Below are 22,797 nucleotides of genomic sequence, written 5' to 3'. Positions count from 1 at the left end.
TGAAAAGACAGCACGCCACATCTTCTTCCATCCAGACTATACTGTCGGTTTTGGAATTGCACCAAATCACGAGCCAATGGCTCCTACGCCGTAGCGTTCGCGGACTATACCGCCGATCGGGAATTTCACCCTGCCCTGAAGATATACGTTTTATTCAGTTCTGTTATGTATTATACACGGTAGCAGCGATTTTTGCAAGTTAGTCGACGTCGAAGATTTTCCCCGGGTTGAGGATGTCGTTCGGATCGAGGGCCTTCTTGATGGCTTTCATCATTTCCAGTTCGCCCGGATCGGTGAATTCTTCCATCAAGTGCTTGCGCTTGTAGCCGATGCCGTGTTCGCCGGACAGGCGGCCGCCGTGGGCATAGATGAACTTGTACAGTTCCTGCTGGTTGGCCTTGACCCGCTGGTCCCAGTCTTCATAGGTAGCGTCTTCGTTTTTGAGGATGTTCAGGTGGATGTTGCCGTCGCCGGCATGACTGGCGATGCGGGTGACTAAATGATATTTCTTGGCCAGGCGCAGGATTTCATCGAGGAGGGCCGCTTCCTGGTCAACCGGGACGACGACGTCTTCTTTGCAGACGATGAGGCTTTCGGCACGGACGGCTTCGGCAAAGGCCTTGCGGGCCTGCCAGATCTTGTTGTGGTCGGCGACGAGGACCGACGATGCCCCGTTTTCCGTGCAGACTTCGTCGAGGACGACGGCCTTGTCGTCCAGGTCGTCGTCACTGGTCCCTTCGACTTCGACGATGACGTAGTTGCCGTTGTCGCTGCCCTGGAGGCTTTCATTGAGGTATTTTTCGACGGATTTGATGGTGATGTTGTCCATGAATTCGACGCACGTCGGCGTGATGCCGGCCTTGATGATCTTGGTGACGACGCCCATTGCCTGGCGGCGGTCGTCGAAGATGGCCAGCAGGTCGAGGGCGTATTTCGGCTTGGGCAGGAGCTTCAGCGTCGCCTTGGTGATGATGCCCAGCGTCCCCTCGGAGCCGATGACCAGCTGGTCCAGGGAATAGCCTGTCGACTGTTTCTGCAGGCGCGCGCCGAGGTTGACGATGCGCCCGGTAGGATTGACGACTTCCACGCTGTATACCTGGTGGCGCGTCGTCCCGTATTTGACGGCCCGGTTGCCGCCGGCATTGGTGGCGATGTTGCCGCCGATGAAGCACGAATCACCGCTGCACGGGTCGCCGGCGTAGAAGAGACCTTTCTTTTCCGCTGCTTCCTGCAGGTCCGACGTGCGCACGCCCGGTTCGACGACGGCATAGAGACCGTCTTCATTGATTTCCAGGATCTTGTTCATCTTTTCCAGCGACAAGACGATGCCGCCGTATTCCGGGACGGCGCCGCAAGCCAGGCCCGTGCCGGCCCCGCGGGGGACGACAGGGAAGTGGCAGGCGTTGGCCAGCTTGATGATGGCGCTGACCTGCTGGGCCGTTTCGGCAAAGACGACGGCTTCGGGCATGTGGTGATAAGCCGGGTCGGTCACTTCGTCATGGGAATAGGGCTGCATGGCATCGGCGTCGGTGACGACGTCTTTCGGGCCGACGATGGCCTTTAATTTTTCCAGGATTTCTGTCGTTATTTTTTCATAGTGCATAAAGGTTCCCCCTCGGAATAAGATACAAATGTCGTGCCTCTATTATATATAACTACTGCTTATTTTAAAAGGAATTTTACAAAAAAACTTTATCTTGCCATCAAAGCACGGTATACTATAGAGTAAGACTTTTTTCAGTCTCTTATTCTTTAGAAAGGGTGATTGGGTGGAAACCAAGCAGTATCGCCAGCCTCGGCGCAGGAAGAAGCGCCGCAAGGTTCCCAGGAAGCGCCGTTCAGGGCTGCTCATCCGGCTCCGGCAGATAAGCTGGTACAATCTTATCCTCATAGCCATCGTCGTCGCCGGCTTCTATCTCATCGGCGTCCGCCTCTACCGGCTGTGGGAAATCCATGATGACATGAATCAGACCCTGCAGCAGGAACAGACCTTGCGCGACGAAAATCTCCGGCTCCGGGAACGGCGTGACAAGCTGAACGATCCCGATGAAATCGCCCGGGAAGCGCGCGAACAGTTCGGCCTGGCCAAGCCCGATGAAATTCCCTATAAGCCGTGATTCCCTATATTTTGTATTTTGATGATTGAATTTTTTGGCATTTATGAGTATAATGGCTGTATACGTTTAGCAGTAATGCTGATATTACAAGGAGGAAATTAAAACAGCATGACAATCGAAGTAGGCAGTGTGATGGAAGGTACCGTTACAGGAATCACAAAATTTGGCGCATTCGTAGAGCTTCCGGATAAGAAAGTAGGTCTTGTACATATTTCTGAAGTCGCTAATGAGTATGTCAAAGATGTAAATGATTTTTTGAAAGTTCGAGACAAGGTCAACGTCAAAGTGTTGTCTGTAGACGATAAGGGAAAGATCGCCCTGTCTATCAAACAGACCCAGCCGGCGCCGGAAAAGAAAGAATTCCGCCCGAAACGCGATTTTCGGCAGAAACATGAATTCCGCCAGCATAACGGCTTTGATTCGCGCCGTTCGTCGGGCTCGCTGTCTTTTGAAGACCGGCTCAGCAAATTCCTGAAGGAAAGCGATGAACGCCTGATGGATTTGAAGCGCAATACGGAATCGAAACGCGGCGGCCGCGGTGCGCGCCATGCTGATTGAGTGCGTATTGAATAGCGGAAGGTAAAAAAAGAAGGGCGCTGTTGCACAAAGACAGCGTCTTTTTACGTTTATGGAAAGGAGCAGATATGGAGTATCAGAAGTATGCAGTCATCGACATCGGCTCCAACTCCCTGCGCCTCATGACAGGCTGGCAGGAAGTCCCGGGCACGTGGATCTTTTCGCCGAAAGAACTGGCGACGACGCGGCTGGGAAAAGATATCGATGAAACACATCATTTGTCACCGGCAGGGATGGAAGCGTCCTTTGCGGCCATGGAAGGCTGGAAAGCGCAGCTGACAGGCGTCCCGGTCTGTGCGGTAGCGACCAGTGCCGTCCGCGAAGCCGTCGACGGCCAGGCCTTCCTGGCCGAAGTGCGGGCCCGCTTTGGCTGGCACTGCCGGGCCATTTCGGGCCTGGAAGAAGCATCGCTCAGTTTCACCGGGGCCACGGCTTCGCTCAGTCCCGATGTGATGGCTGCCGTCATCGACATCGGCGGCGGCAGCAGCGAAGTCGCCGTCGGCCGCGGCGGCGACCTGTGCTGGTCCCACAGCTACCCCATGGGGGCTGTGCGCTTCACACGGGGGGAAGTCATGAGCCATCAGGCTGTCGCCCATCTGGAAAACCGCTGTCATCAGGAATGGCTGCCCATGCAGGTCCAGCCGGACCTGCTCATCGGCGTCGGCGGGACGCTGACGACCTTGGCGGCGATGGATTTGCAGCTGGCCGTCTATGATGCCAAGAAAGTCGAAGGTCATCGCGTTTCCTATGAAGCCCTGTGCGGCCACATCGAACGCCTCCAGGCCATGACGCCGGAAGAACGGCGCCACGTACCGGGTCTGCAGCCCAAGCGCAGTGATATCATCGTCGCCGGCCTGCTTATTGCCAAATCCTTTCTCCAGCGCTATCACATCCCGGCCATCACCGTCAGCGAACGGGATCTCATGGAAGGCGTATTTTTCCGCCATTCCTTCCATGATGCGGCCTGGAACTCCCGGGATCGCCAGTCGTGACCCTCGTCGGCCGCGTAGACGATTACGGCAGGCAGCACGGCCTGTGGCAGCCGGGCAGTGCCATCGTCGTCGCCTGTTCCGGCGGTCCCGATTCATTGGCCCTGCTGGATATACTGAGCCGCCTGGCCCCGTTATATAGGCTGACTTTGACGGCCTGCTACGTCCATCACGGCATCCGCCAGGCTGCTGATGGGGAAGTCGGCCTGGTACGGCGCGAAGCCGTGCGCCGCCATTGCGGCTTTGCCTGGCAGTACGTCGACGTGCCGGCCCTGGCCCGGCAGGAAAAAGCTTCCGAAGAAGCTGTCGGCCGGCGCGAACGCTACCGCATCCTGCGGGAAACGGCCCGGGCCTGCGGCGCCGACCGCATTGCCGTGGCCCATCACGCCGATGACCAGGCCGAAACGGTGCTGCTCCATCTCCTGCGCGGCAGCGGCCTCGACGGCCTCTGCGGCATGGCTCCCCGGCGGGGCGACATCATCCGGCCGCTCCTGACGCTGACCAAGGCGGAGCTGGCGGCTTATGCCGCAGAACGTCAGCTTCCGGTCTGTCACGACGAAACCAATGACAGCCGGCGCTACGGCCGCAACCGGATACGGCTGGATCTGCTGCCGCAGCTGCAGGCCTATAACCCGGCCATTACGGCAGATTTGAACCGCCTGGCCGATATCGTCAGAGCTGACGAAGCCTTTCTGGACGACGCTGCCAAAGTGCGCTATGGGCAGCTCGTCCTTCCCGGAGCCGTGCCGGCTTTAGACAAAAAACGCCTGCTGGCCCAGCCGCTGGCCATGCAGCGGCGCCTCATCCGCCGCTTGTGGCAGGAAGCGACGGGCTCTCGTCAGGACCTGCCTTTTCATTATGTTGAAACCATACGGGACCTGGCCGCCAAAGGAGCTGGGAAACAGTTCCAGTGCGGCCGGGCCTGTGCTTATACGACCCGGACAGCCCTCTGCCTGGGGCCTGCCGTTCCCCGTCGGGGACGGCAGCGGTAATTCACTTTTTCACGGAGGAAAACAAGATGCATCAGGATATCAAAGAAATTTTATTGACAGAAGAACAGATCGCAGCCCGCGTCCGCGAACTGGGCGCACAGATCACCAAGGATTATGCCGGCAGAACCATCCTCATGTGCGGCATCCTCAAAGGGGCCGTCACCTTTTTCACCGACCTGGCCCGCTGCATCGACGGCCCGGTCTACTTCGACTTCATGAGCTGTTCCAGCTATGGCTCGTCGACGACGTCGTCTGGCGTCCTCAAGATCCGCAAGGACCTTGACAACGACGTCAAGGATAAAGATGTACTCATCGTCGAAGACATCATCGATACCGGCGTCACCTTGAGCCATCTCGTCCCCATGCTCAAGGAACGGGGGGCCCGCTCGGTCAAACTGGCAACACTCCTCAGCAAGCCGGCCCGCCGCCAGGTCGAAGTCCCTGTCGATTACAACGGTTTTGAAATCCCCGATGCCTTCGTCGTCGGCTATGGCCTCGACTATGACAGCCGTTATCGCAACCTGCCGTACATTGGCATTTTGAAAGAAGAAGTATATTCCAAGTAGTTGTTGCTTTAGAAGAAGTGTGGTAATATAAGACTGTATTGGTTGGAATAAAAAAGCATTATCATAAATTAAGTGAAAGGAGCCATATTTTGAGTAAATTTGTGCGGAATGTAAGTTTATACTTACTCATCATCATCGTCGCCGTATCGATCATAGATGCCTTTACGAGCAGTAAGACAGATAAATCGGAAATCTCTTACACGAATTTCATGAGTCAGGTGCAGCAGAAAAAAGTCGATGCCGTCCAGATTACAGCTGACCATGCTATCGTCGGCCAGCTGAAAGACGGAACATCCTTTACCTCCTACGCCCCGACCGATTCGGCACTCTTGCCGGCACTGCGCGATGCTGATGTCAACATCATCGCCAAACCGCCCGAACAGCCTTCGTGGTGGATGAACATGCTGACAGCAGTCCTGCCAATCCTGGTCCTCATTGCCGTCTGGTTCTTCATCATGCAGCAGACACAGGGCGGCGGCGGCCGGGTCATGAACTTCGGCAAGAGCCATGCCAAGATGCACGGGGAAGGTAAGATCAAGGTTACCTTTAAAGACGTTGCTGGTGAAGACGAAGCGAAGGAGGAACTGGCGGAAATCGTCGAATTCCTGCGTAACCCCAGCAAGTATAATGCCATTGGCGCCAAGATACCCAAAGGGGTGCTCCTCTTCGGCCCTCCGGGGACCGGCAAGACCCTCCTGGCCCGTGCCGTAGCCGGCGAAGCCGGTGTCCCCTTCTTCAGCATCAGCGGTTCCGACTTCGTCGAAATGTTCGTCGGTGTCGGTGCTTCCCGTGTCCGCGATTTGTTCACCCAGGCCAAGAAGAACGCGCCCTGTATCGTCTTCATCGACGAAATCGATGCCGTCGGCCGCCAGCGCGGTGCTGGTCTTGGCGGCGGTCATGACGAACGGGAACAGACGCTGAACCAGCTCCTGGTCGAAATGGATGGCTTTGGTTCCAATGAAGGTATCATCACCATCGCTGCGACCAACCGTCCGGATATCCTCGACCCGGCGCTCCTCCGTCCGGGCCGTTTCGACCGGCAGATCACCGTCGACCGACCAGACCTGCGCGGCCGCCGGGCTATCCTCGACGTCCATGCCAAAGGCAAGCCCCTCGGCAAGGATGTCGACCTCGACGTCATCGCCAAGAAGACGCCGGGCTTTACTGGGGCCGACTTGGGCAACCTGCTCAATGAAGCAGCCCTCTTGGCAGCCCGGGCCAATAAGAAAGTCATCAACATGGCTGAACTGGAAGAAGCCAGTGAAAAAGTCTGCTTCGGTCCGGAACGCCGCAGCCATGTCATCAGCGATAAGGAAAAACGCCTGACGGCGGTCCATGAATCGGGCCACGCCCTCATCGCGTATCTCCTGCCTGATGCCGATCCGGTCCACAAGGTCACCATCATCCCGCGCGGCCGGGCTGGCGGCTATACCATGATGCTGCCGGAAGAAGACCGGTCGTATGAAACGAAGTCGTATTACCTGGCACAGATCCGCGTCGCCCTCGGCGGCCGGGCTGCGGAAGAAATCGTCTTCAACGAAATCAGCAGCGGTGCTTCTGGCGACTTGCAGAGCGTCACCCGCATCGCCCGCCAGATGATCACCCGCCTGGGCATGAGCCCGAAACTGGGCCCCATGGTCTTCGGCGAACAGCAGGACCAGGTCTTCCTCGGCAAGAGCCTGGGCCACGAACGCAATTATGGCGAAAGCGTAGCCGAACTCATCGACAAGGAAATGCACGATACCGTATCCGAAGCCTATGCCGACGTGCTCCACATGCTGCGGGAACACCTGGATACGCTGAAGAATATGGCTAACGCCCTGATGGAAGTCGAAACGATCAACCATCAGCAAGTCGATAACCTGGTCAAATACGGCACCTTGGAAGGGCCGCAGGACGCTAAGGAAGAAGCCGGAGAAAAGCCGGCTGTGACGGCAGAAGCCGGAACACCGGACACGGCAGCGGATCCCGAAGCCGTCCCGGCAGCTAAAGAAGAAACTCCTGCCCCGGCAGCTCCCAAAGCCGAACAGACAGAAGTACAGATCAGCCCCTGGGGCAACCCCGTCCCCAAAGGCGGCCTGACAACAGGCCTGACCGATAAAGACGAAGAAGAAAAAAAGGCTGACGAAGAAAAATAGGAAACAAGTGAAAAAAGGGTTTGTCGCATGACGACAAACCCTTTTACGTTGCTAGTGGCTAGTAGCTAGTTGTTAGCGGATGGTTTTAAATTTAAAGGGAACGCTACGTAGGCAATCCGCTGGATATTTGGAAATTCTTTCTACGGGCCACTAGCTGACTGCTAGCCACGAGCCACTAACCACTAACCACGAGCCACTAACCCCTAACCCCCCAGCCTCCCCTTGACAGGGTTATCGTTTATGTTACAATTTCTACATAGAATAGGTAGGTTCTGCGCTAGGAGTAGCGCTTTTTTTTGAATGGATGCTGCCAGGGGCAGCGGCAGGGGTGATTGCTATGAGACAAGACATTCTCGATTTTTTGATACAGCATAAAGATGAATTCGTATCGGGCCAGCAGATTTCTGAACAGCTCGGTATTTCCCGGACGGCGGTATGGAAGCACATCCGCGTCCTCAAACAGCGGGGCTATGTCATCGAGTCGTATACCAAGAAAGGCTATTGTCTGCGGGAAGCACCGGAACTGCTGTCGGAACAGGCTATCGGAGAAGGGCTTACGACGAAGGTCCTGGGGCGTCATATCATCTACCGGGAACGCGTCGACTCGACGAACAACGTTGCCAAGAAGCTGGCCGATGAAGGAGCTGCGGAAGGGACGGTCGTCGTCGCCGAAGAACAGACGGGCGGCCGGGGACGCATCAACCGCTCGTTCTTGTCGCCCTTTGCCAAGGGCGTCTGGTTTTCCCTGATCCTGCGGCCCAATATCCCGCCCATGGAAGTCTCCAAGATGACGCTCTTGGCTGCCGTCGCCGTGGCCCGGGCTATCCGTCATCACGGCTTGAAGGACTGCGGTATCAAGTGGCCTAACGACATCCTGGTCAAGGGCCGCAAGATGGTGGGCATCCTGACTGAACTCAACGGCTCGGCGGAAAAAGTCAATTATATCATCATGGGTATCGGCATCAACACGGGCATTACGGAAAAGGATCTGCCCAAAGACCTGAAGGGGACTGTCACCAGTTTTGCCATCGAAGGGGTACCCGTCCGCCGTGCCAGACTGCTGCAGACTATCCTGTCTGAACTGGAACGGCTCTATGATACGGTCTGCCGTCAGGGCTTCGGCCCGGTTCTGGCCGAATGGCGGACCCTGGCCTGTATGCTGGGCCAGGACGTGACGGTCACGTCCATCGACAAGACCTTTTCTGGAAAAGCCGTCGACATCGACGAGAACGGAAATCTCCTCGTCGCGACGCCAGAAGGGGTGGAAGTCGTCCTGGCAGGGGATATTCATGTCCGTCCGGCTTAATTTGACTGTAAAGACTATTCAAGAGGGGCAAACTCTGTTATTATAATAGGCGTATTATCAACTTAAAGTAGGCAGGAGATAAAGTTATGCTATTAGTCATTGATGTAGGGAATACAAATATTGTCCTGGGCATTTTCAAGGGAAAAGAGCTCATGGACCATTGGCGCGTATCGACGAACCGCCTCCGGACGACCGATGAATACGGCGTCCTAATCCGCAACCTCTTTTATTTGAACGGCGTCAACTCTGACGAAATCGATGCCATCATCATTTCGTCCGTCGTCCCGCCGGTCATGCCTACGCTGGAACGCATGTGCCAGCGCTATTTCGGCCTGACGCCGCTGGTCATCGGACCCGGTGTCAAGACGGGCATGGACATCAAATACGACAATCCCCGTGAAGTCGGGGCCGACCGCATCGTCAACGCCGTCGCAGCCTATGAAAAATTCGGCGGCCCAGTCATCATCATCGATTTCGGCACGGCGACGACGTTCTGTGCCGTCGACAAGAAGGGAACCTATCTCGGCGGTGCCATCTGCCCGGGCATCGGCATTTCTACGGATGCCCTGGTACAGCGCACGGCGAAATTGCCGCGTATCGAAGTCGTCCGCACGGATAAGGTCATCTGCCGCAATACGGTCGAAAGTATGCAGGCCGGTGTCTTCTACGGCTTCGTCGGCCAGGTCGACGGCATTGTCGCCCGGATGCGCAAGGAATTGGGCTGTAAGGCCAAAGTCGTCGCTACGGGCGGCCTGGCTGTCATCGTCGCCCCGGCAACGGACGCCATCGACGTCGTCGAACCCATGCTGACCCTGGAAGGGTTGAGAATCATTTATGACCGCAACCATTAAGCCTTTTTCCATCGGGACTGTCGAACTGGATGCGCCCGTCATCCTGGCCCCTATGGCCGGCGTCTGCGATGCGCCGTACCGGGTCATCGCCCACCGCTATGGGGCAGCCCTGGTCTGTGCGGAGATGGTCAGCTCCCAGGGCATCCGTTACCGCAACCAGCACACGGAAGAACTGCTGCACATCGAAGACGGGGAACATCCCCTGTCCATGCAGATTTTCGGCTCGGATCCGGACGTCATGGCCCAGGCAGCGGCTGTCGTGGAAGAAGCCGGTGCCGATATCGTCGACATCAATATGGGCTGCCCTGTCAAGAAAGTCGTCAAGAACGGCGATGGCTCGGCCCTGATGAAGAATCTGCCCCTGGCAGAGAAAGTCATCCGCGCCGTCGTCCATGCCGTGTCCATCCCGGTCACGGTCAAGATGCGCACCGGCTGGGATGACGCTTCTTTCACGGCACCGGAGCTGGCGAAACGGGCGGAAGCGGCTGGCGCCGCTGCCGTCACCGTCCACGGCCGGACGCGGGAACAATTCTATAGCGGCAAGGCCGACTGGCAGAAAATCAAAGCCGTCGTCGATGCCGTATCCATCCCGGTCATCGGCAACGGCGACGTCGTCGATGGCCCGTCGGCTGCGGCCATGATGGGCCAGACCGGCTGTGGTGCCGTCATGGTCGGCCGCGGCGCCCAGGGGAATCCCTGGGTTTTCCCGCAGATACGTCATTATCTGGCGACGGGTGAAGTCCTGCCGCCGCCGACGGCTATGGAACGCTATGAACAGATGCTGTCTCATTTTGAAGCCCTGCTGGCCTATAAAGGCGAGTACATCGGCGTCCGGGAGATGCGCTCCCACGCCTCGTGGTATACCCACGGCCTCTATGGCTCGGCGGCGCTCCGCGAACGCATCAATCGGGCCGGCTCGGCTGATGAATTCCGGGCTGTCGTCCACGATATGATGGATAAGGCGCGCTGAAGCAGGAAAATAGCTGTTTTATTGACACAAGGGACGGATGTGCATATAATTAAGAGTACGGTATAAATTAAAGATATAATATTGAAACGTGATTATATCGCAGGAGGAGCACAATATCATGACCAACGAAACGCTGATTACCCAGGAAGGGTTACAGAAATTACAAGATGAATTGAATGAATTGAAATCGGTCCGCCGTATTGAAATTTCTCAGCGCATCAAAGAAGCTATCGCCCTCGGTGACTTGAGCGAAAACGCCGAATACGATGCTGCCAAGAATGAACAGGGCATCATCGAAGGCCGCATTGCCGAACTGGAAGCCAAGATCCGCACGGCTAAGATCATCAAAGAAACCGATGATGGTTCTGATAAAGTCCGCCTCGGTTCCAAAGTCATCCTGGAAGATGCCGAAACAGGGGACCGCTTCGATTACACCGTCGTCGGTACGGCTGAAGCCGATCCGTTCAACGGCCGTATTTCCAATGAATCTCCTGTAGGGAAAGCCATTCTCGGCCAGGTCATCGATGCTGCCAATCCGGCTGTCGTTACCGTCAAAGCACCGGCAGGTGAAATCAAATACCGCATCTTGCCGCCTGATGCAGAATAAATCCTAGGAGGAATATCATGTCGGACACGAAAGAAAAAGAAACGCCCATTATTGAAGAAGAAAAATTGAATGACCAGATGAAGGTCCGCCGCGAAAAGATGCAGGCATTCATCGATGCCGGTATCTATCCCTTCGGTCAGAAATACAACTGGGATCATCATGCACAGGAAGTCAAAGATGACGCCGTCGAACTGGAAAAGAATGAAACCGTCGTCAGCGTCGCCGGCCGCCTCATGGCCATCCGCCGTCACGGCAAGACCGCATTCTGCGTCCTCCGCGACTTGAGCGGTGAAATCCAGCTCTATTTCCGTAAAGACGTACTCGGTGAAGAATCGTATAATTTGTTCAAGCTCCTCGATATCGGTGATATCGTCGGCGTCGAAGGGACCGTCTTCGTCACTCATACGGGAGAAACGACGATCCGCGTCGAAAAGTGGACCCTCTTGTCCAAATCGCTCCGTCCGCTGCCGGAAAAATTCCACGGCCTGACCGATAAGGAAACGCGTTATCGCCAGCGTTATCTCGACCTCATCGTCAATCCGGAAGTCAAAGATACGTTCATCAAACGGTCGAAGATCATCAAGGGCATCCGCAAATACCTCGATGACCGCCATTTCCTGGAAGTCGAAACGCCGATGCTCCATACCATCGCCGGCGGTGCAGCTGCCCGCCCGTTCAAGACGCATCACAACGCCCTTGATATGGACATCTACCTGCGTATCGCCCCGGAACTCCACCTCAAACGCCTCCTCGTCGGCGGCTTGGAACGGGTCTATGAAATGAACCGCTGCTTCCGCAACGAAGGCATCGATACACGTCATAACCCGGAATTCACGACCGTCGAATTGTACCAGGCTTATGGCGACTTGGAAGACGTCATCAACATTACGGAAGACATGGTTTCCAAACTGGCAGAAATGCTCTATGGCACGATGAAACTAACCTACATCGACAAGGAAATCGACCTCACGCCGCCGTGGGACCGCATGACCATGATCGAAGCTGTCAAGAAATTCAGCGGCGCTGATTTTGAAGGCATCACCGATGTCGAAACGGCCCGCAAGATGGCTGACGAACACGACGTCGAATATGGACAGTACGATGGTGTCGGCAAGATTATCAACGCTTTCTTTGAAAAATTCGTCGAAGAAAACCTCATCCAGCCGACGATCATTACCGGTCATCCCCTGGAAATCTCACCGCTCACCAAACAGGATCGGGACAACCCGCTTCTGACCTATCGTTTTGAAGCCTTCATCTATGGCCGTGAACTGGCTAATGGCTTCTCGGAATTGAATGACCCCATCGATCAGCGCAACCGCTTCATCGAACAGATGAAGGAACGGGAACGCGGCGATGACGAAGCCCATCAGATGGACGAAGATTACTGCCGCGCACTGGAATACGGCCTGCCTCCGACAGGCGGCCTGGGCATCGGCATTGACCGGCTGGTCATGTTCCTGACCAACAGCCCGTCTATCCGCGACGTCCTCCTCTTCCCGTTGAGCCGTCCGGAACAGCATAAATAAGACAAGGACGGTTCCATGAAGGTTTCTGCCATCATGCACGATTCCTTTGACTTAAAAGTTTTTCGTTCGTCGTTCATCGTTCATCGCGATGGCTTGTTATTTTTGCTCCCTTGCGACAAACGATGAACGGCCTGCGACCAACGTAAAACGGAGCTGTCTTCATTGGACAGCTCCGTTTTCTCAATCCTACGAAGGAGGATCGCTATGAAATGTACAGCCATGGCTGCGCTGGTCTTCGCTGCCTGCCTGGCCTGGGGGCCGGCAACGGGAGCGGCGTCGGCTGAAAAGCCGGAAAAAGCCCTGCCCGGGGCCGCTATTGCCGCAGTGGATGCCGGCGGGAATGCCGGGGCCGTCCAGTCCGCCGATAAGGCCGTCACACCGGGGGCCGGTGATAAAGCCGGCCAAGCGGATAAAACCGGTAAAGCCGATAAAGACGGTAAAGCCGATAAAGCCGATAAAGCCGATAAAGACGGCAAAGATAATAAAGATAGCAAAAAAGAAACGGCCCATATACCGACGGATGATGACTATGCCCTCCTCGATTCGCTGGATACGCTGACCATTCCGCCCCTGCAGGCCAGTGATTTCTACATAGGCAGTATCCACCATGGCGACAGCCAGGCCAAAGTCAAGCGTATTTTTGGGCCGCCGGCGAAATTTTCCAGCAGTACTCATTATACGACCATGCAGTACAATGACAAGGACTTGAAGATGCGCTTCGTCTTCCGCAATAAGACGGCCGACAGCCTGCGCCACAGCGCAGAGACGCGCAAAGCCGTCATTCCCGGTGCCGAATCGATGTTCCTGTCTGCCGGGACGAACATCCTCATCGGCCGGGACGTGCGCCTGAAATATCCGGCTGAAGTGCTGCTGCGCCAGTATGGCCTGCCCGATTCGGTCCTGCGTGATGCCGACGCCAATGTCTATTACTTTACCTATGAGAGCCCGCGGAAAGATGTCATGTACGTCTTTGCTATCGGCAACCGCCGCATCGAACGCGTCGCCCTCATGCCGGTGCGGCCGCCGTATATTACCGGTGACGAACCGGCAGACCGCATGAAGCTGAGTGAACGGGACTTTACCCTCATGGGCTTCGCCCTTAACCAGCCGTTCGAGCCGAACAAATACAACATGTGGACCAACCTGGTCAAGCGCAATAATAGTAATTTCTGGCTCTACGGCGATTACGGCGTCGAAGTGGACCGGCGCAACATCGTGCAGAAAGTCTTCCTCTTGACGAATAATGCCTATACCGGCCGCGGAGCGACCCTGGGCTATCACGTCTCGACCATCCTGGCCTTATATGGCCGGCCGGACCGCGTCGAATGGGGTCCGGACAAAGAAAAATCCGTCGACGCCTATTACTATGACAGCCCTTATCAGAAAGGCGTGTCCCTGGTCATCGTCGTGCGCCACAATGAGCCTTACGTCGATGACATCATCCTGACGTCGATGCCGATCAAGAACATCCAGGACCCGATGGAACGGTATGGATTGAAATGATGATACATACTGTTTTATCATATGTCAAAATAAAATAGCAAAAATGCTTTACTTATATGATGAAAGTTAGGTATAATAAAATAAATAATATAAGAAAACGAAGGTGATTTTCATGGTTACAGATGCAGATGTTTTAAAACGGTGGAAGTACATTGCCCAGGACGATGAAAAATTGTTGATTCTCATTGGCGGACCCGGCTCCGGCAAGAGCAAACTGATTCGTGAACTGACATTCCAGGATGGCTGGAAAATCTGTGAAGCCCGGGAACTCTTTGACGATGAATTCCTGGAAATCCCCCGTGCTGACCGCCCGGATAAGGCCATTGCCCTGGTGTCGGAAGCTATTCACCGTCTCAATGCCCGTGTTGTCATGATTGATAACGTTGAATTCTTGTTCGCACCGATCCTGAATCTCGATCCCGTAGCGATGTTGAAGAAGCTGAGCCGCGAATGCCCGATCATCGTCAGCTGGCGCGGCAGCCTGGAAGGCAATACGTTGTATTTTGAACACAATGGCGATCCGAAATACGCTAAATTCGTCATCGATAACCCGAATCACGTCATTTGCCTCGATGAATAAAAAAGAAGCGTAGTTTAAAGATTCGTTATCTTTTCGCAATCGTTTTTTCATAGATCCCTGTTAGAATGGGTGCTGTCACGTGAAGACAAGCTCTTTGCGCGGCAGCACTTTTTTTTTACCAGCCATTGTGGTATACTTTCTAGTATTGTTGTAAGCATTTCATCAGGTATTCAGCGAAAAGGAGTTAAAAACATGAGTGATTATATTATTGCCGTCATCCTGGGCATCGTCGAAGGGGTAACGGAATATTTGCCAGTTTCTTCGACAGGCCATATGATTCTCGTCGGCGATATGCTCGGCTTTACCGGCCCCAGGGCCAGCGTCTTCGAAGTCTTCATCCAGCTCGGCGCTATCTTGTCGGTCATCATCATCTATAAGGAAAAATTCATCCGCATGCTCCATCAGTACCGCTGCTGGGACCTCTTCCGCCGGGAAAACTGGTTCCGCACCGATACGGGCCTGACCCTGGCGCACATCGCAGCCGGCATCGTACCGGTCATGGGTATCGGTTATCTGGCCCATCATGCCATCAAGACCTATCTCTTTTCGGCAGGGACAGTTATCATCGGCCTCATCATCGGCGGTATCTTCATGCTCGTCGCTGAAAAGTCCCATACCAAGACGGTCTGTAACGACGTCGAAAAGATGACCATTGCCCAGGCCTTCCTGACGGGCATGTTCCAGATCCTGGCTTTATGGCCTGGTTTTTCCCGTTCCGGTTCGACCATTGCCGGCGGCCTCTTCCTGGGCCTCAGCCGTAAGGCAGCCGCTGACTTTTCCTTCATCATTGCCGTACCGGTCATGATTGTCGCCTGCTTCTACGACCTCTTGAAGAGCCTGAGCGACCTCAGCGGCAACGACCTGGTCATGATCGTCATCGGCTTCATTACGGCCTTCATCGTCGCTTATGTCTCGGTCCTTTGGTTCCTGAAATTCATGAACAAATCGACGCTGGCATCCTTTGCCTACTACCGCTTCGTCGTAGCCGTCATTTCCTTCGTCTACTTCTTCATCCTGTAGGGCATCGGCTTGGTTTTCAGAGAAAACCTTTAAATTTGAAGCCATCCGCTAACCACTAACCAGAACGGGCCGCCCTTTGGGACGGCCCCTACGATAAAAAGGGCCTGTCGCACGTAATCGTGCACAGGCTCTTTTTTTTGAATCGGTTATCGGGATTCCCACAACGGGCCGCCCTTTGGGACGGCCCCTACGATGCGGCCATGAAGGTCGCCCGAGCCACGAACCACTAGGCCGCAGGCCGCAGCCACGAACCACGAATTACGACCCGCTGCCGGCAAGCTGGCGGAATTCGTTGGCCAGGCTGTCGAGGAAGGGGATGATCTTTTCGTCGTCGATGTCGGCATTGAAGGCTTCCATCATGTTGGGGAAGAAGATGTACAGACCCTGCATGTAGACATAGTAATAATACTGCAGGTCATCATGGCTCATGATGGCTGAGGCCAGGGCATCGTTGACGGCGAAATTGAGGTCATAGAAGTCGAGGATTTCGTCCTTGAAGCGGCCTAAGTCGAGTTCGTCGCGCTGATAGTCTTCCATGAGGTGGCTGCCCATTTCCCCTAAGGCATCGGCGATGTCGCCGACGTTGTCCGGGACGGTAATTCCGGCATCTTCCATGACGTGTGTCAGGGTGTGGAGCGACGTAATCAGGGATTCACAGAAAAAATTAAAGGTCAGGGCTCCTTCAGAGCCGCGCAGATTCGTAAAGACAGTAGATTCCATAGGGACCTCCTTCAAGTAATTTTTTCTATTATATCATATTTTGCCAGAAATGAATTGAATCGAGGCCATGAATATAGTAGGATAATACTAAGAGTATTTTATAGGAGGTAATCGTTGTGTCTCAACGCAATCAGAAAATTAAATTGAAGAAGCGGTCCCGCCAATCGGCACGGATCCATCGCGGCTTTGCCATGCCTGTCGGCCCGGGCAGTGAAAACAGCCTGGTCAGTTTCCGCGACTTTGCCGATCTGAAGGCCAAGTATTTCCGCTTTACCGGCCGCATCCAGCGCCGGCCTTTTATTTTCCGGACCCTGATTTTGATGTTCGCCCAGTTCATGTTTTCCATCATCCTCTACAGCAAGATTGTCGAATCTATTTTAATCAATCATATGGAATATGCCATCATCTTCGGTATCATTTTCGTCCTGCTGTCCATTCCTGCCATCTGGTCCCAGATTTCCCTGGGCGTCCGGCGCTGTCACGACATCAATAAGCCGGGTCTCATGTTTACCATTCCCTTTATCTGTTACCTGGCCAGTTATGTCCTGCCCATCCTGGGGCAGGACACGGCGGCGACGGCTGTCCAGTCGATCATGGCCGTATCATATTTAGGCCTGTTCACCGTCAAGGGGACGTCTGGTGACAATGCCTATGGCCCGGAACGGGCACGATAGGGGGCAGCAGCATGACCTTAGCAGAAGGAAAAATCGGACACGATTATATCATCGAAAAATTGGATTTGCCAGATCAGACGGAAAAACGCCTGCAGGCTCTGGGGATGATCGAGGGGACGGAAATCTCCGTGCTCAACAACAAGAATGAAGGGACGGTCATCATCAAGATGCGCAGTACCCGCCTGGCCCTGGGAAAGGGGATTTCGTCGCACATCGGTGTAAGGAGGAAAGACCATGACTAGCGAAGTGAAGACAAAAGCCAGCCGGCCACAGGTACAGAAGGCACCGGCAGCAGCTGAAAAAAAGGAAATGACCGTCGCTTTCATCGGCAATCCGAACTGCGGCAAGACGACGCTGTTCAACGCCTACACGGGGGCTAACCTCAAGGTCGCCAACTGGCCCGGCGTTACCGTAGAAAAAGTCGAAGGCGCCATCAATGCCCATGGCTATCACATCCACCTCGTCGACCTGCCCGGGACGTACAGCTTGACGTCGTACACTATGGAAGAACAGGTTTCACGTAATTTCATCCTCAGTGACGATGTCGACGTCATCGTCGATGTCATCGACGCGTCGGCTCTGGAACGCAATCTCTACCTGACCTTGCAGCTGCTGGAACTGGGGAAACCCGTCGTCGTCGCCTTGAACATGATGGACATCGTCGAAAAGCGGGGGATGGAAATCGACTTGCACCGCCTGCCTGAAATGCTCGGCGTACCGGTCATCCCCGTATCGGCCTTGAAACGCCGCGGCCTGAGCGTCCTGCTCCATGCGGCGGTACACCATAAAGACCACGTCCATCCGGACCGGCTCATCCACAACCATTCGGATCATACCCATCATCAGCACAACCATCACAGTGAATTCGCCATGGTCTACAGCGATGAAATGGAAGACCGCATCGACGCCGTGCGCCAGCTCCTGCACGATAAATATCCCGATTTGTACAATCACCGCTGGCACGCCCTGAAACTCCTCGAACGGGACCCGGAAATTACGGCCAAGTATCCCGTCGATGACGTCCATCACGTCCTGGACCGCAGCTATGAAACGGATATCATTACTGAGAAATATGCCTTCATTGAAGAAATCATCCATGAAGTCGTCGTCAATCAGGCGTCGAAAGCGGCGGCGACCGACTCCGTCGACCGTTATCTGACCGATAAATGGATGGGTATCCCTATCTTCCTGGCCATTATGGCCGTCGTCTTTTTTCTGACCTTCTTCATCGGCGATATGGTACAGGATTCCTTCCAGGGCTCCATTGACGCCTTGTCGGCCATGGCTGAAAGCGGCCTGACCTCACTGGGCGCTGACGACATGCTCATTTCCCTGGTCTGCGACGGCATCATCGCCGGCGTCGGTGGGATTTTGACTTTCCTGCCCAATATCTGTATCCTCTTCTTTGCCCTGGCCATCCTGGAAGACAGCGGCTATATGTCCCGCGTGGCCTACGTCATGAACGACATCATGAACCGCCTGGGCTTATCCGGCCGGGCTTTCATCCCCATGATCCTCGGTTTTGGCTGCAGCGTGCCGGCCATCATGGCCTCCCGGGCCCTGGAAGATAAGCGCGACCGCTATCGGACGATGCTGGTCACGCCGTTCATGTCTTGCAGCGCCCGCCTGCCTATTTATATCCTCTTTTCGGGCATGTTCTTCCCGCATGATGCCATGATCGTCGCTTATTCCATGTACCTCATCGGTATCATCGTCGCCCTGGTGGCGTTGAAGGCGATGAACCTTTTCAGTCATCAGAAAAAGGAAAATGACCTGCTCATCGAGCTGCCGGAATACAAGCGGCCCAGTGCCCACACGGTCTACGTCTATGTCTGGGAAAAGATCAAGGATTACCTGAGCCGTGCCGGTACAGTCATCTTTGCCGCTTCCATCCTCATGTGGTTCATCCTCAACTTCGGCCCTGCCGGCTATGGCGATATGGCCGACAGTTTCGGGGCTATCGTCGGCAAGGCTATTGTGCCTTTCTTTGCGCCTATCGGCCTGGGGTACTGGCAGATTTCCCTGGCCCTCATCGCCGGTATTTCGGCGAAGGAAGTCGTCGTCTCCAGCTTTGCCGTCCTTTTCGATGGCGTCAACATCAATTCTCCCGCAGCCCTGGCGGCGCTGGCTTCTATGATGAGCCAAGGCGGCTTTACCCAGCTCAATGCGTATTGCATGATGCTCTTCTCGCTGCTCTATATTCCCTGTGCTGCGACGATCGCCACGATCCATGCCGAATCGCACAGCTGGAAGTGGACGGCTTTCTCCGTCTGTTTCCAGATTGCCGTCGCCTGGGTCCTGACCTTCTTCGTCTACCAGATCGGAAGTCGGATTTTTTAATCACTAATCACCTAAGGAGTGCAGTATGACAGAACCTATGATTAAAACGGATCATCTCAGCCATACCTATGAAGATGAAGACGGCAAGGTGGTCTATGCTTTGAAGGATATTTCCCTGGAAATCGGCAAGGGCGAGTTTGTCGCCATTATCGGGACCAACGGCTCGGGCAAATCGACCCTGGCTAAGCATTTCAACGTTCTCTTGACGCCGACGTCCGGCTCGTGTGAAGTCTGCGGCATGCGGACCGACGACCCGGACAATATTTGGAAGATACGCCAGCACGTCGGCATGGTCTTCCAGAATCCGGATAACCAGATCGTCGCCGCCGTCGTCGAAGAAGACGTCGCCTTCGGGCCGGAAAACCTCGGCGTTCCGTCGGATGAAATCAAGACACGCGTCAGCGATGCCCTGCGCCGCGTCAATATGACCATTTATGCCAAGCACGGCCCGCATCTCCTGAGCGGCGGCCAGAAACAGCGCGTCGCCATCGCCGGCATCCTGGCCATGCAGTGCGACTGCATCGTCCTCGACGAACCGACAGCGATGCTCGACCCTGTCGGCCGCAAGGAAGTCATGGATACGCTCCATCAGCTCCATGACGAAGGCATTACCATCATCATCATCACTCATTTCATGGAAGAAGCGGTCCAGGCCGACCGGGTCGTCGTCGTCGACCGGGCCGAACTGAAGATGGACGGCACGCCGCGCGATGTCTTCACCCGTGTCAAAGAACTGAAGGCCATGGGCCTCGACGTACCGGTCGCGGCAGAGCTGGCAGAACGGCTGCGCCAGAAAGGCCTTGATTTGCCGGATTCCATCATTACAGAGGAAGAATTAGGAGATGCATTATGTCGATTAAGTTAAGCAATGTGACCTATACCTACGGCATCGGGACGCCTTTTGAAAAGACGGCCCTCTACGATACGGATGTTGAAATCCATGAAGGGGAATTCGTCGGCATCATCGGTCATACCGGTTCGGGCAAGTCTACCCTGGTCCAGATCCTCAACGGCCTCATCAGGCCGACGGGAGGGACGGTGACCGTCGACGGGACCGATATCGGCAAGAAGACGAAAGAAGCCATGGCTATGCGCCATAAAGTCGGCATGGTCTTCCAGTATCCAGAATATCAGCTCTTTGAAGAAACCATTGCCAAGGATATCGCTTTCGGGCCGCGCAATTTCGGCCTGAGCGAAGAAGAAATCACGGAACGGGTCAAAGAAGCTATGGACTTCGTCGGCCTCGATTATAAAACGTATGCCGACCGCTCGCCATTCCGACTGAGCGGCGGTCAGATGCGCCGCGTCGCCATTGCCGGTGTCATCGCCATCCATCCGTCGTACCTCATCCTGGACGAACCGTCAGCCGGCCTGGACCCCATCGGCCGGCGGGAAATCTTTTCGGAAATCCAGCGCTGGCATCAGGAAAAGGGCATTACCGTCATTTTAGTATCGCACAACATGGATGATATTTCCCGCTTGGCCAGCCGCCTCCTGGTCTTGTCCCACGGCCACATCGTTCTCGACGGCGAACCGCTGGACATCTTTGCGACTCAGCAGCAGGCCCTGCACGATGCCGGCGTATCCGTGCCGCCTGTGACGGGGGTCCTCCAGTATCTCCAGGGACGGGGCTTTGCCGTCGACGACCGGGTACGGACGGTCGAAGAAGGGGCACAGGCTATTTTTGACTGCCTGAAAGGAGGCAAGGGCCATGCTCAGTGATATTACGTTGGGCCAGTATTTCCCTGGCACGTCTTTCTTACATAAACTCGACCCGCGCATCAAGATCGTCGCTACGATGATCTTCATTGTCGCCATCTTCTTTGCTCATTCCCTGGCGTCCTATGCCATCGTCACGGCCTTCGTGGCCTTGAATTTCGCCATTTCCCGCCTGCCGGCAAAATTCATCCTCAAGTCGCTGAAGCCCTTGTGGGTCATCATTATTTTCACCATGGGCGTCCATATCTTTACGACGCCCGGTGATGTCCTCTGGCAGTACGGCATCTTCCACATCACCAAAGAAGGCCTGTATCAGGGGGCTCTCATGACGGCCCGCCTGGTTTTCCTCATCGTCTTTTCGTCGCTCCTGACCTATACGACGTCGCCGATCGTCCTGACTGACGGCATTGAACACCTGCTCAATCCCTTTAAGCGCATCGGCGTTCCGGCTCATGAGCTGGCCATGATGATGACCATTGCCCTGCGCTTCATCCCGACCCTGCTGGAAGAAACAGACCGCATCATGAAGGCCCAGACGGCACGGGGTGCCAATTTTACCAGCGGCAGCCTCCTGCAGCGCGGCAAGAATATGATACCTTTGCTGGTGCCCCTCTTCGTCAGCGCCTTCCGCCGGGCCGATGACCTGGCGACGGCCATGGAAGCCCGCTGCTATCGCGGCGGGGAAGGGCGGACGCGGATGAACGAATTGTCCTATACTTACCGGGACGGCATCGCCATGGCAGCCGTCCTGATCGTCACGGCCGTCCTGGCTGCCATGCGGTGGTTATGATGAAGAAAAATATCTGCCTCGTCGTCGCCTATGACGGTACGGATTTTCACGGCTTTCAGCGTCAGACCAATGCCGAATCGATCCAACGCTGTATCGAACAGGGATTGTCGGCTATCTTTCAGACGCCTATTACCATTTATGGCGCAGCCCGCACCGATGCCGGCGTCCACGCCCGCGGCCAGGTCGTCAATTTCTATGGTCAGGGATCGATTCCGACGGAAAAAATACCCTATGCCATGAAGGGCTATCTGCCGCCGGAAATTGCCGTCCTGTCGGCCCGGGAAATGCCCGAGCGCTTCAGCGTCCGGCACGACAATGTCGGCAAGCATTACCGCTATTCCATCGACAACAACCGCATGCACGATCCCTTTCTCCTGCGCTATGCCTGGTTCATCCGCAAGCCCTTGGACCGGCAGGCCATGCGCGAAGGGGCGGCCATCCTCTTGGGGACCCATGATTTTTCTGCCTTTGAAGGCCAGAATACGACGCCCATGAATCCGGTGAAGACGATGTATTCTATTACACTCCATGAGCGGGGCCATGTCCTCGATATCGATGTCGTCGGAGATGGGTTCCTCTATCATATGGTACGCAATATAGCCGGCGGTCTCGTCGACTTGGGGCTGCACCGCCTGACACCGGACCGATTCCGGGAAATCCTCGCCAGCGGTGACCGGACTCAGCTCGGGGCGACAGCACCGGCTCAGGGCCTGTGCCTGGAGACCGTCTTTTATGATGAAGGGGAATTGAAAAGGCGCATTGCCGAATTAGAGGGAAAATAAGCCTTTTGGCGACACTGATGGGCATAAT

The 22,797-nt window shown here is 55.2% G+C and carries 23 protein-coding genes and 1 riboswitch; of the genes, 21 read left to right on the top strand and 2 right to left on the bottom strand.

Annotated features, from left to right (window positions below; translation table 11 throughout):
* Positions 1-15 precede the first annotated feature (15 nt).
* Positions 16-147: riboswitch (FMN riboswitch) on the bottom strand.
* A gap of 52 nt (positions 148-199) precedes the next feature.
* On the bottom strand, positions 200-1,603 hold the full coding sequence (locus ACE418_RS05440) for an FAD-binding oxidoreductase (protein ID WP_416449658.1): 1,404 nt from the start codon (positions 1,601-1,603) through the stop codon (positions 200-202).
* 166 nt (positions 1,604-1,769) lie between these two features.
* On the opposite strand from ACE418_RS05440, the gene ACE418_RS05435 reads away from it, so the two are divergent.
* The 14 genes from ACE418_RS05435 to ACE418_RS05370 all read left to right on the top strand — a co-directional run bounded on the left by ACE418_RS05435 (position 1,770) and on the right by ACE418_RS05370 (position 15,744).
* On the top strand, positions 1,770-2,117 hold the full coding sequence (locus ACE418_RS05435) for an FtsB family cell division protein (RefSeq protein WP_416449657.1): 348 nt from the start codon (positions 1,770-1,772) through the stop codon (positions 2,115-2,117).
* 108 nt (positions 2,118-2,225) lie between these two features.
* On the top strand, positions 2,226-2,675 hold the full coding sequence (locus tag ACE418_RS05430) for a S1 domain-containing RNA-binding protein (protein WP_014015111.1): 450 nt from the start codon (positions 2,226-2,228) through the stop codon (positions 2,673-2,675).
* 86 nt (positions 2,676-2,761) lie between these two features.
* A complete protein-coding gene (locus tag ACE418_RS05425) occupies positions 2,762-3,685 on the top strand; it encodes a Ppx/GppA phosphatase family protein (protein ID WP_416449656.1) in 924 nt (307 codons plus the stop codon).
* On the top strand, positions 3,682-4,674 hold the full coding sequence (gene tilS, locus ACE418_RS05420) for a tRNA lysidine(34) synthetase TilS (protein WP_416449655.1): 993 nt from the start codon (positions 3,682-3,684) through the stop codon (positions 4,672-4,674). The genes ACE418_RS05425 and tilS overlap by 4 nt, the downstream gene beginning before the upstream one ends.
* A gap of 26 nt (positions 4,675-4,700) precedes the next feature.
* Positions 4,701-5,240 (top strand): hypoxanthine phosphoribosyltransferase, encoded by a 540-nt coding sequence (hpt, locus tag ACE418_RS05415; protein WP_416449654.1) that lies wholly within the window; start codon positions 4,701-4,703, stop codon positions 5,238-5,240.
* Positions 5,241-5,329: 89 nt separating this feature from the next.
* Positions 5,330-7,378, top strand: a complete 2,049-nt coding sequence (ftsH, locus tag ACE418_RS05410) for an ATP-dependent zinc metalloprotease FtsH (protein WP_416449653.1) — start codon at positions 5,330-5,332, stop codon at positions 7,376-7,378.
* A 337-nt stretch (positions 7,379-7,715) separates the two neighbouring features.
* On the top strand, positions 7,716-8,684 hold the full coding sequence (locus ACE418_RS05405) for a biotin--[acetyl-CoA-carboxylase] ligase (RefSeq protein ID WP_416449652.1): 969 nt from the start codon (positions 7,716-7,718) through the stop codon (positions 8,682-8,684).
* An 86-nt stretch (positions 8,685-8,770) separates the two neighbouring features.
* Positions 8,771-9,535 carry a type III pantothenate kinase gene (locus ACE418_RS05400; RefSeq protein ID WP_302485022.1) on the top strand — a complete coding sequence of 255 codons (765 nt, stop codon included), beginning with the start codon at positions 8,771-8,773 and terminating at the stop codon, positions 9,533-9,535.
* A complete protein-coding gene (gene dusB, locus ACE418_RS05395; RefSeq protein WP_416449651.1) occupies positions 9,519-10,505 on the top strand; it encodes a tRNA dihydrouridine synthase DusB in 987 nt (328 codons plus the stop codon). Before ACE418_RS05400 ends, dusB begins: the two co-directional genes overlap by 17 nt.
* 118 nt (positions 10,506-10,623) lie before the next feature.
* Positions 10,624-11,112, top strand: a complete 489-nt coding sequence (gene greA / locus ACE418_RS05390; RefSeq protein WP_416449650.1) for a transcription elongation factor GreA — start codon at positions 10,624-10,626, stop codon at positions 11,110-11,112.
* Between the two features lie 17 nt (positions 11,113-11,129).
* A complete protein-coding gene (gene lysS, locus ACE418_RS05385) occupies positions 11,130-12,641 on the top strand; it encodes a lysine--tRNA ligase (protein ID WP_416449649.1) in 1,512 nt (503 codons plus the stop codon).
* A gap of 204 nt (positions 12,642-12,845) precedes the next feature.
* Positions 12,846-14,144 carry a hypothetical protein gene (locus ACE418_RS05380; RefSeq protein ID WP_416449648.1) on the top strand — a complete coding sequence of 433 codons (1,299 nt, stop codon included), beginning with the start codon at positions 12,846-12,848 and terminating at the stop codon, positions 14,142-14,144.
* A gap of 112 nt (positions 14,145-14,256) precedes the next feature.
* Positions 14,257-14,724, top strand: a complete 468-nt coding sequence (brxF, locus tag ACE418_RS05375) for a BREX-3 system P-loop-containing protein BrxF (RefSeq protein WP_416449647.1) — start codon at positions 14,257-14,259, stop codon at positions 14,722-14,724.
* Positions 14,725-14,916: 192 nt separating this feature from the next.
* On the top strand, positions 14,917-15,744 hold the full coding sequence (locus ACE418_RS05370; RefSeq protein WP_416449646.1) for an undecaprenyl-diphosphate phosphatase: 828 nt from the start codon (positions 14,917-14,919) through the stop codon (positions 15,742-15,744).
* A 258-nt stretch (positions 15,745-16,002) separates the two neighbouring features.
* Here ACE418_RS05370 and ACE418_RS05365 read toward each other — a convergent pair whose 3' ends face one another.
* Complete coding sequence (locus ACE418_RS05365; protein WP_416449645.1) at positions 16,003-16,464, bottom strand: hypothetical protein; 462 nt, start codon at positions 16,462-16,464, stop codon at positions 16,003-16,005.
* Positions 16,465-16,580: 116 nt separating this feature from the next.
* On the opposite strand from ACE418_RS05365, the gene ACE418_RS05360 reads away from it, so the two are divergent.
* Genes ACE418_RS05360 through truA form a run of 7 tightly spaced genes read left to right on the top strand, consistent with a single transcriptional unit; the run spans position 16,581 to position 22,769 of the window.
* Entirely contained in the window at positions 16,581-17,138 is a 558-nt protein-coding gene (locus ACE418_RS05360; protein WP_416449644.1) for a DUF805 domain-containing protein, read from the top strand.
* A gap of 11 nt (positions 17,139-17,149) precedes the next feature.
* On the top strand, positions 17,150-17,380 hold the full coding sequence (locus tag ACE418_RS05355; RefSeq protein WP_416449643.1) for a FeoA family protein: 231 nt from the start codon (positions 17,150-17,152) through the stop codon (positions 17,378-17,380).
* Positions 17,373-19,478 (top strand): ferrous iron transport protein B, encoded by a 2,106-nt coding sequence (gene feoB / locus ACE418_RS05350; RefSeq protein ID WP_416449642.1) that lies wholly within the window; start codon positions 17,373-17,375, stop codon positions 19,476-19,478. Before ACE418_RS05355 ends, feoB begins: the two co-directional genes overlap by 8 nt.
* A 25-nt stretch (positions 19,479-19,503) precedes the next feature.
* Positions 19,504-20,343, top strand: a complete 840-nt coding sequence (locus tag ACE418_RS05345) for an energy-coupling factor transporter ATPase (RefSeq protein WP_416449641.1) — start codon at positions 19,504-19,506, stop codon at positions 20,341-20,343.
* Positions 20,328-21,200, top strand: a complete 873-nt coding sequence (locus ACE418_RS05340) for an energy-coupling factor transporter ATPase (RefSeq protein WP_416449640.1) — start codon at positions 20,328-20,330, stop codon at positions 21,198-21,200. Before ACE418_RS05345 ends, ACE418_RS05340 begins: the two co-directional genes overlap by 16 nt.
* On the top strand, positions 21,190-21,987 hold the full coding sequence (locus ACE418_RS05335; RefSeq protein WP_416449639.1) for an energy-coupling factor transporter transmembrane component T family protein: 798 nt from the start codon (positions 21,190-21,192) through the stop codon (positions 21,985-21,987). The genes ACE418_RS05340 and ACE418_RS05335 overlap by 11 nt, the downstream gene beginning before the upstream one ends.
* On the top strand, positions 21,987-22,769 hold the full coding sequence (gene truA / locus ACE418_RS05330; protein WP_416449693.1) for a tRNA pseudouridine(38-40) synthase TruA: 783 nt from the start codon (positions 21,987-21,989) through the stop codon (positions 22,767-22,769). The genes ACE418_RS05335 and truA overlap by 1 nt, the downstream gene beginning before the upstream one ends.
* The last annotated feature ends 28 nt before the right edge of the window (positions 22,770-22,797 follow it).

It is taken from the genome of Megasphaera jansseni (assembly GCF_047974155.1).
Lineage (GTDB): Bacteria > Bacillota > Negativicutes > Veillonellales > Megasphaeraceae > Megasphaera.
This window is presented reverse-complemented; position numbering and strand designations above follow the sequence as displayed.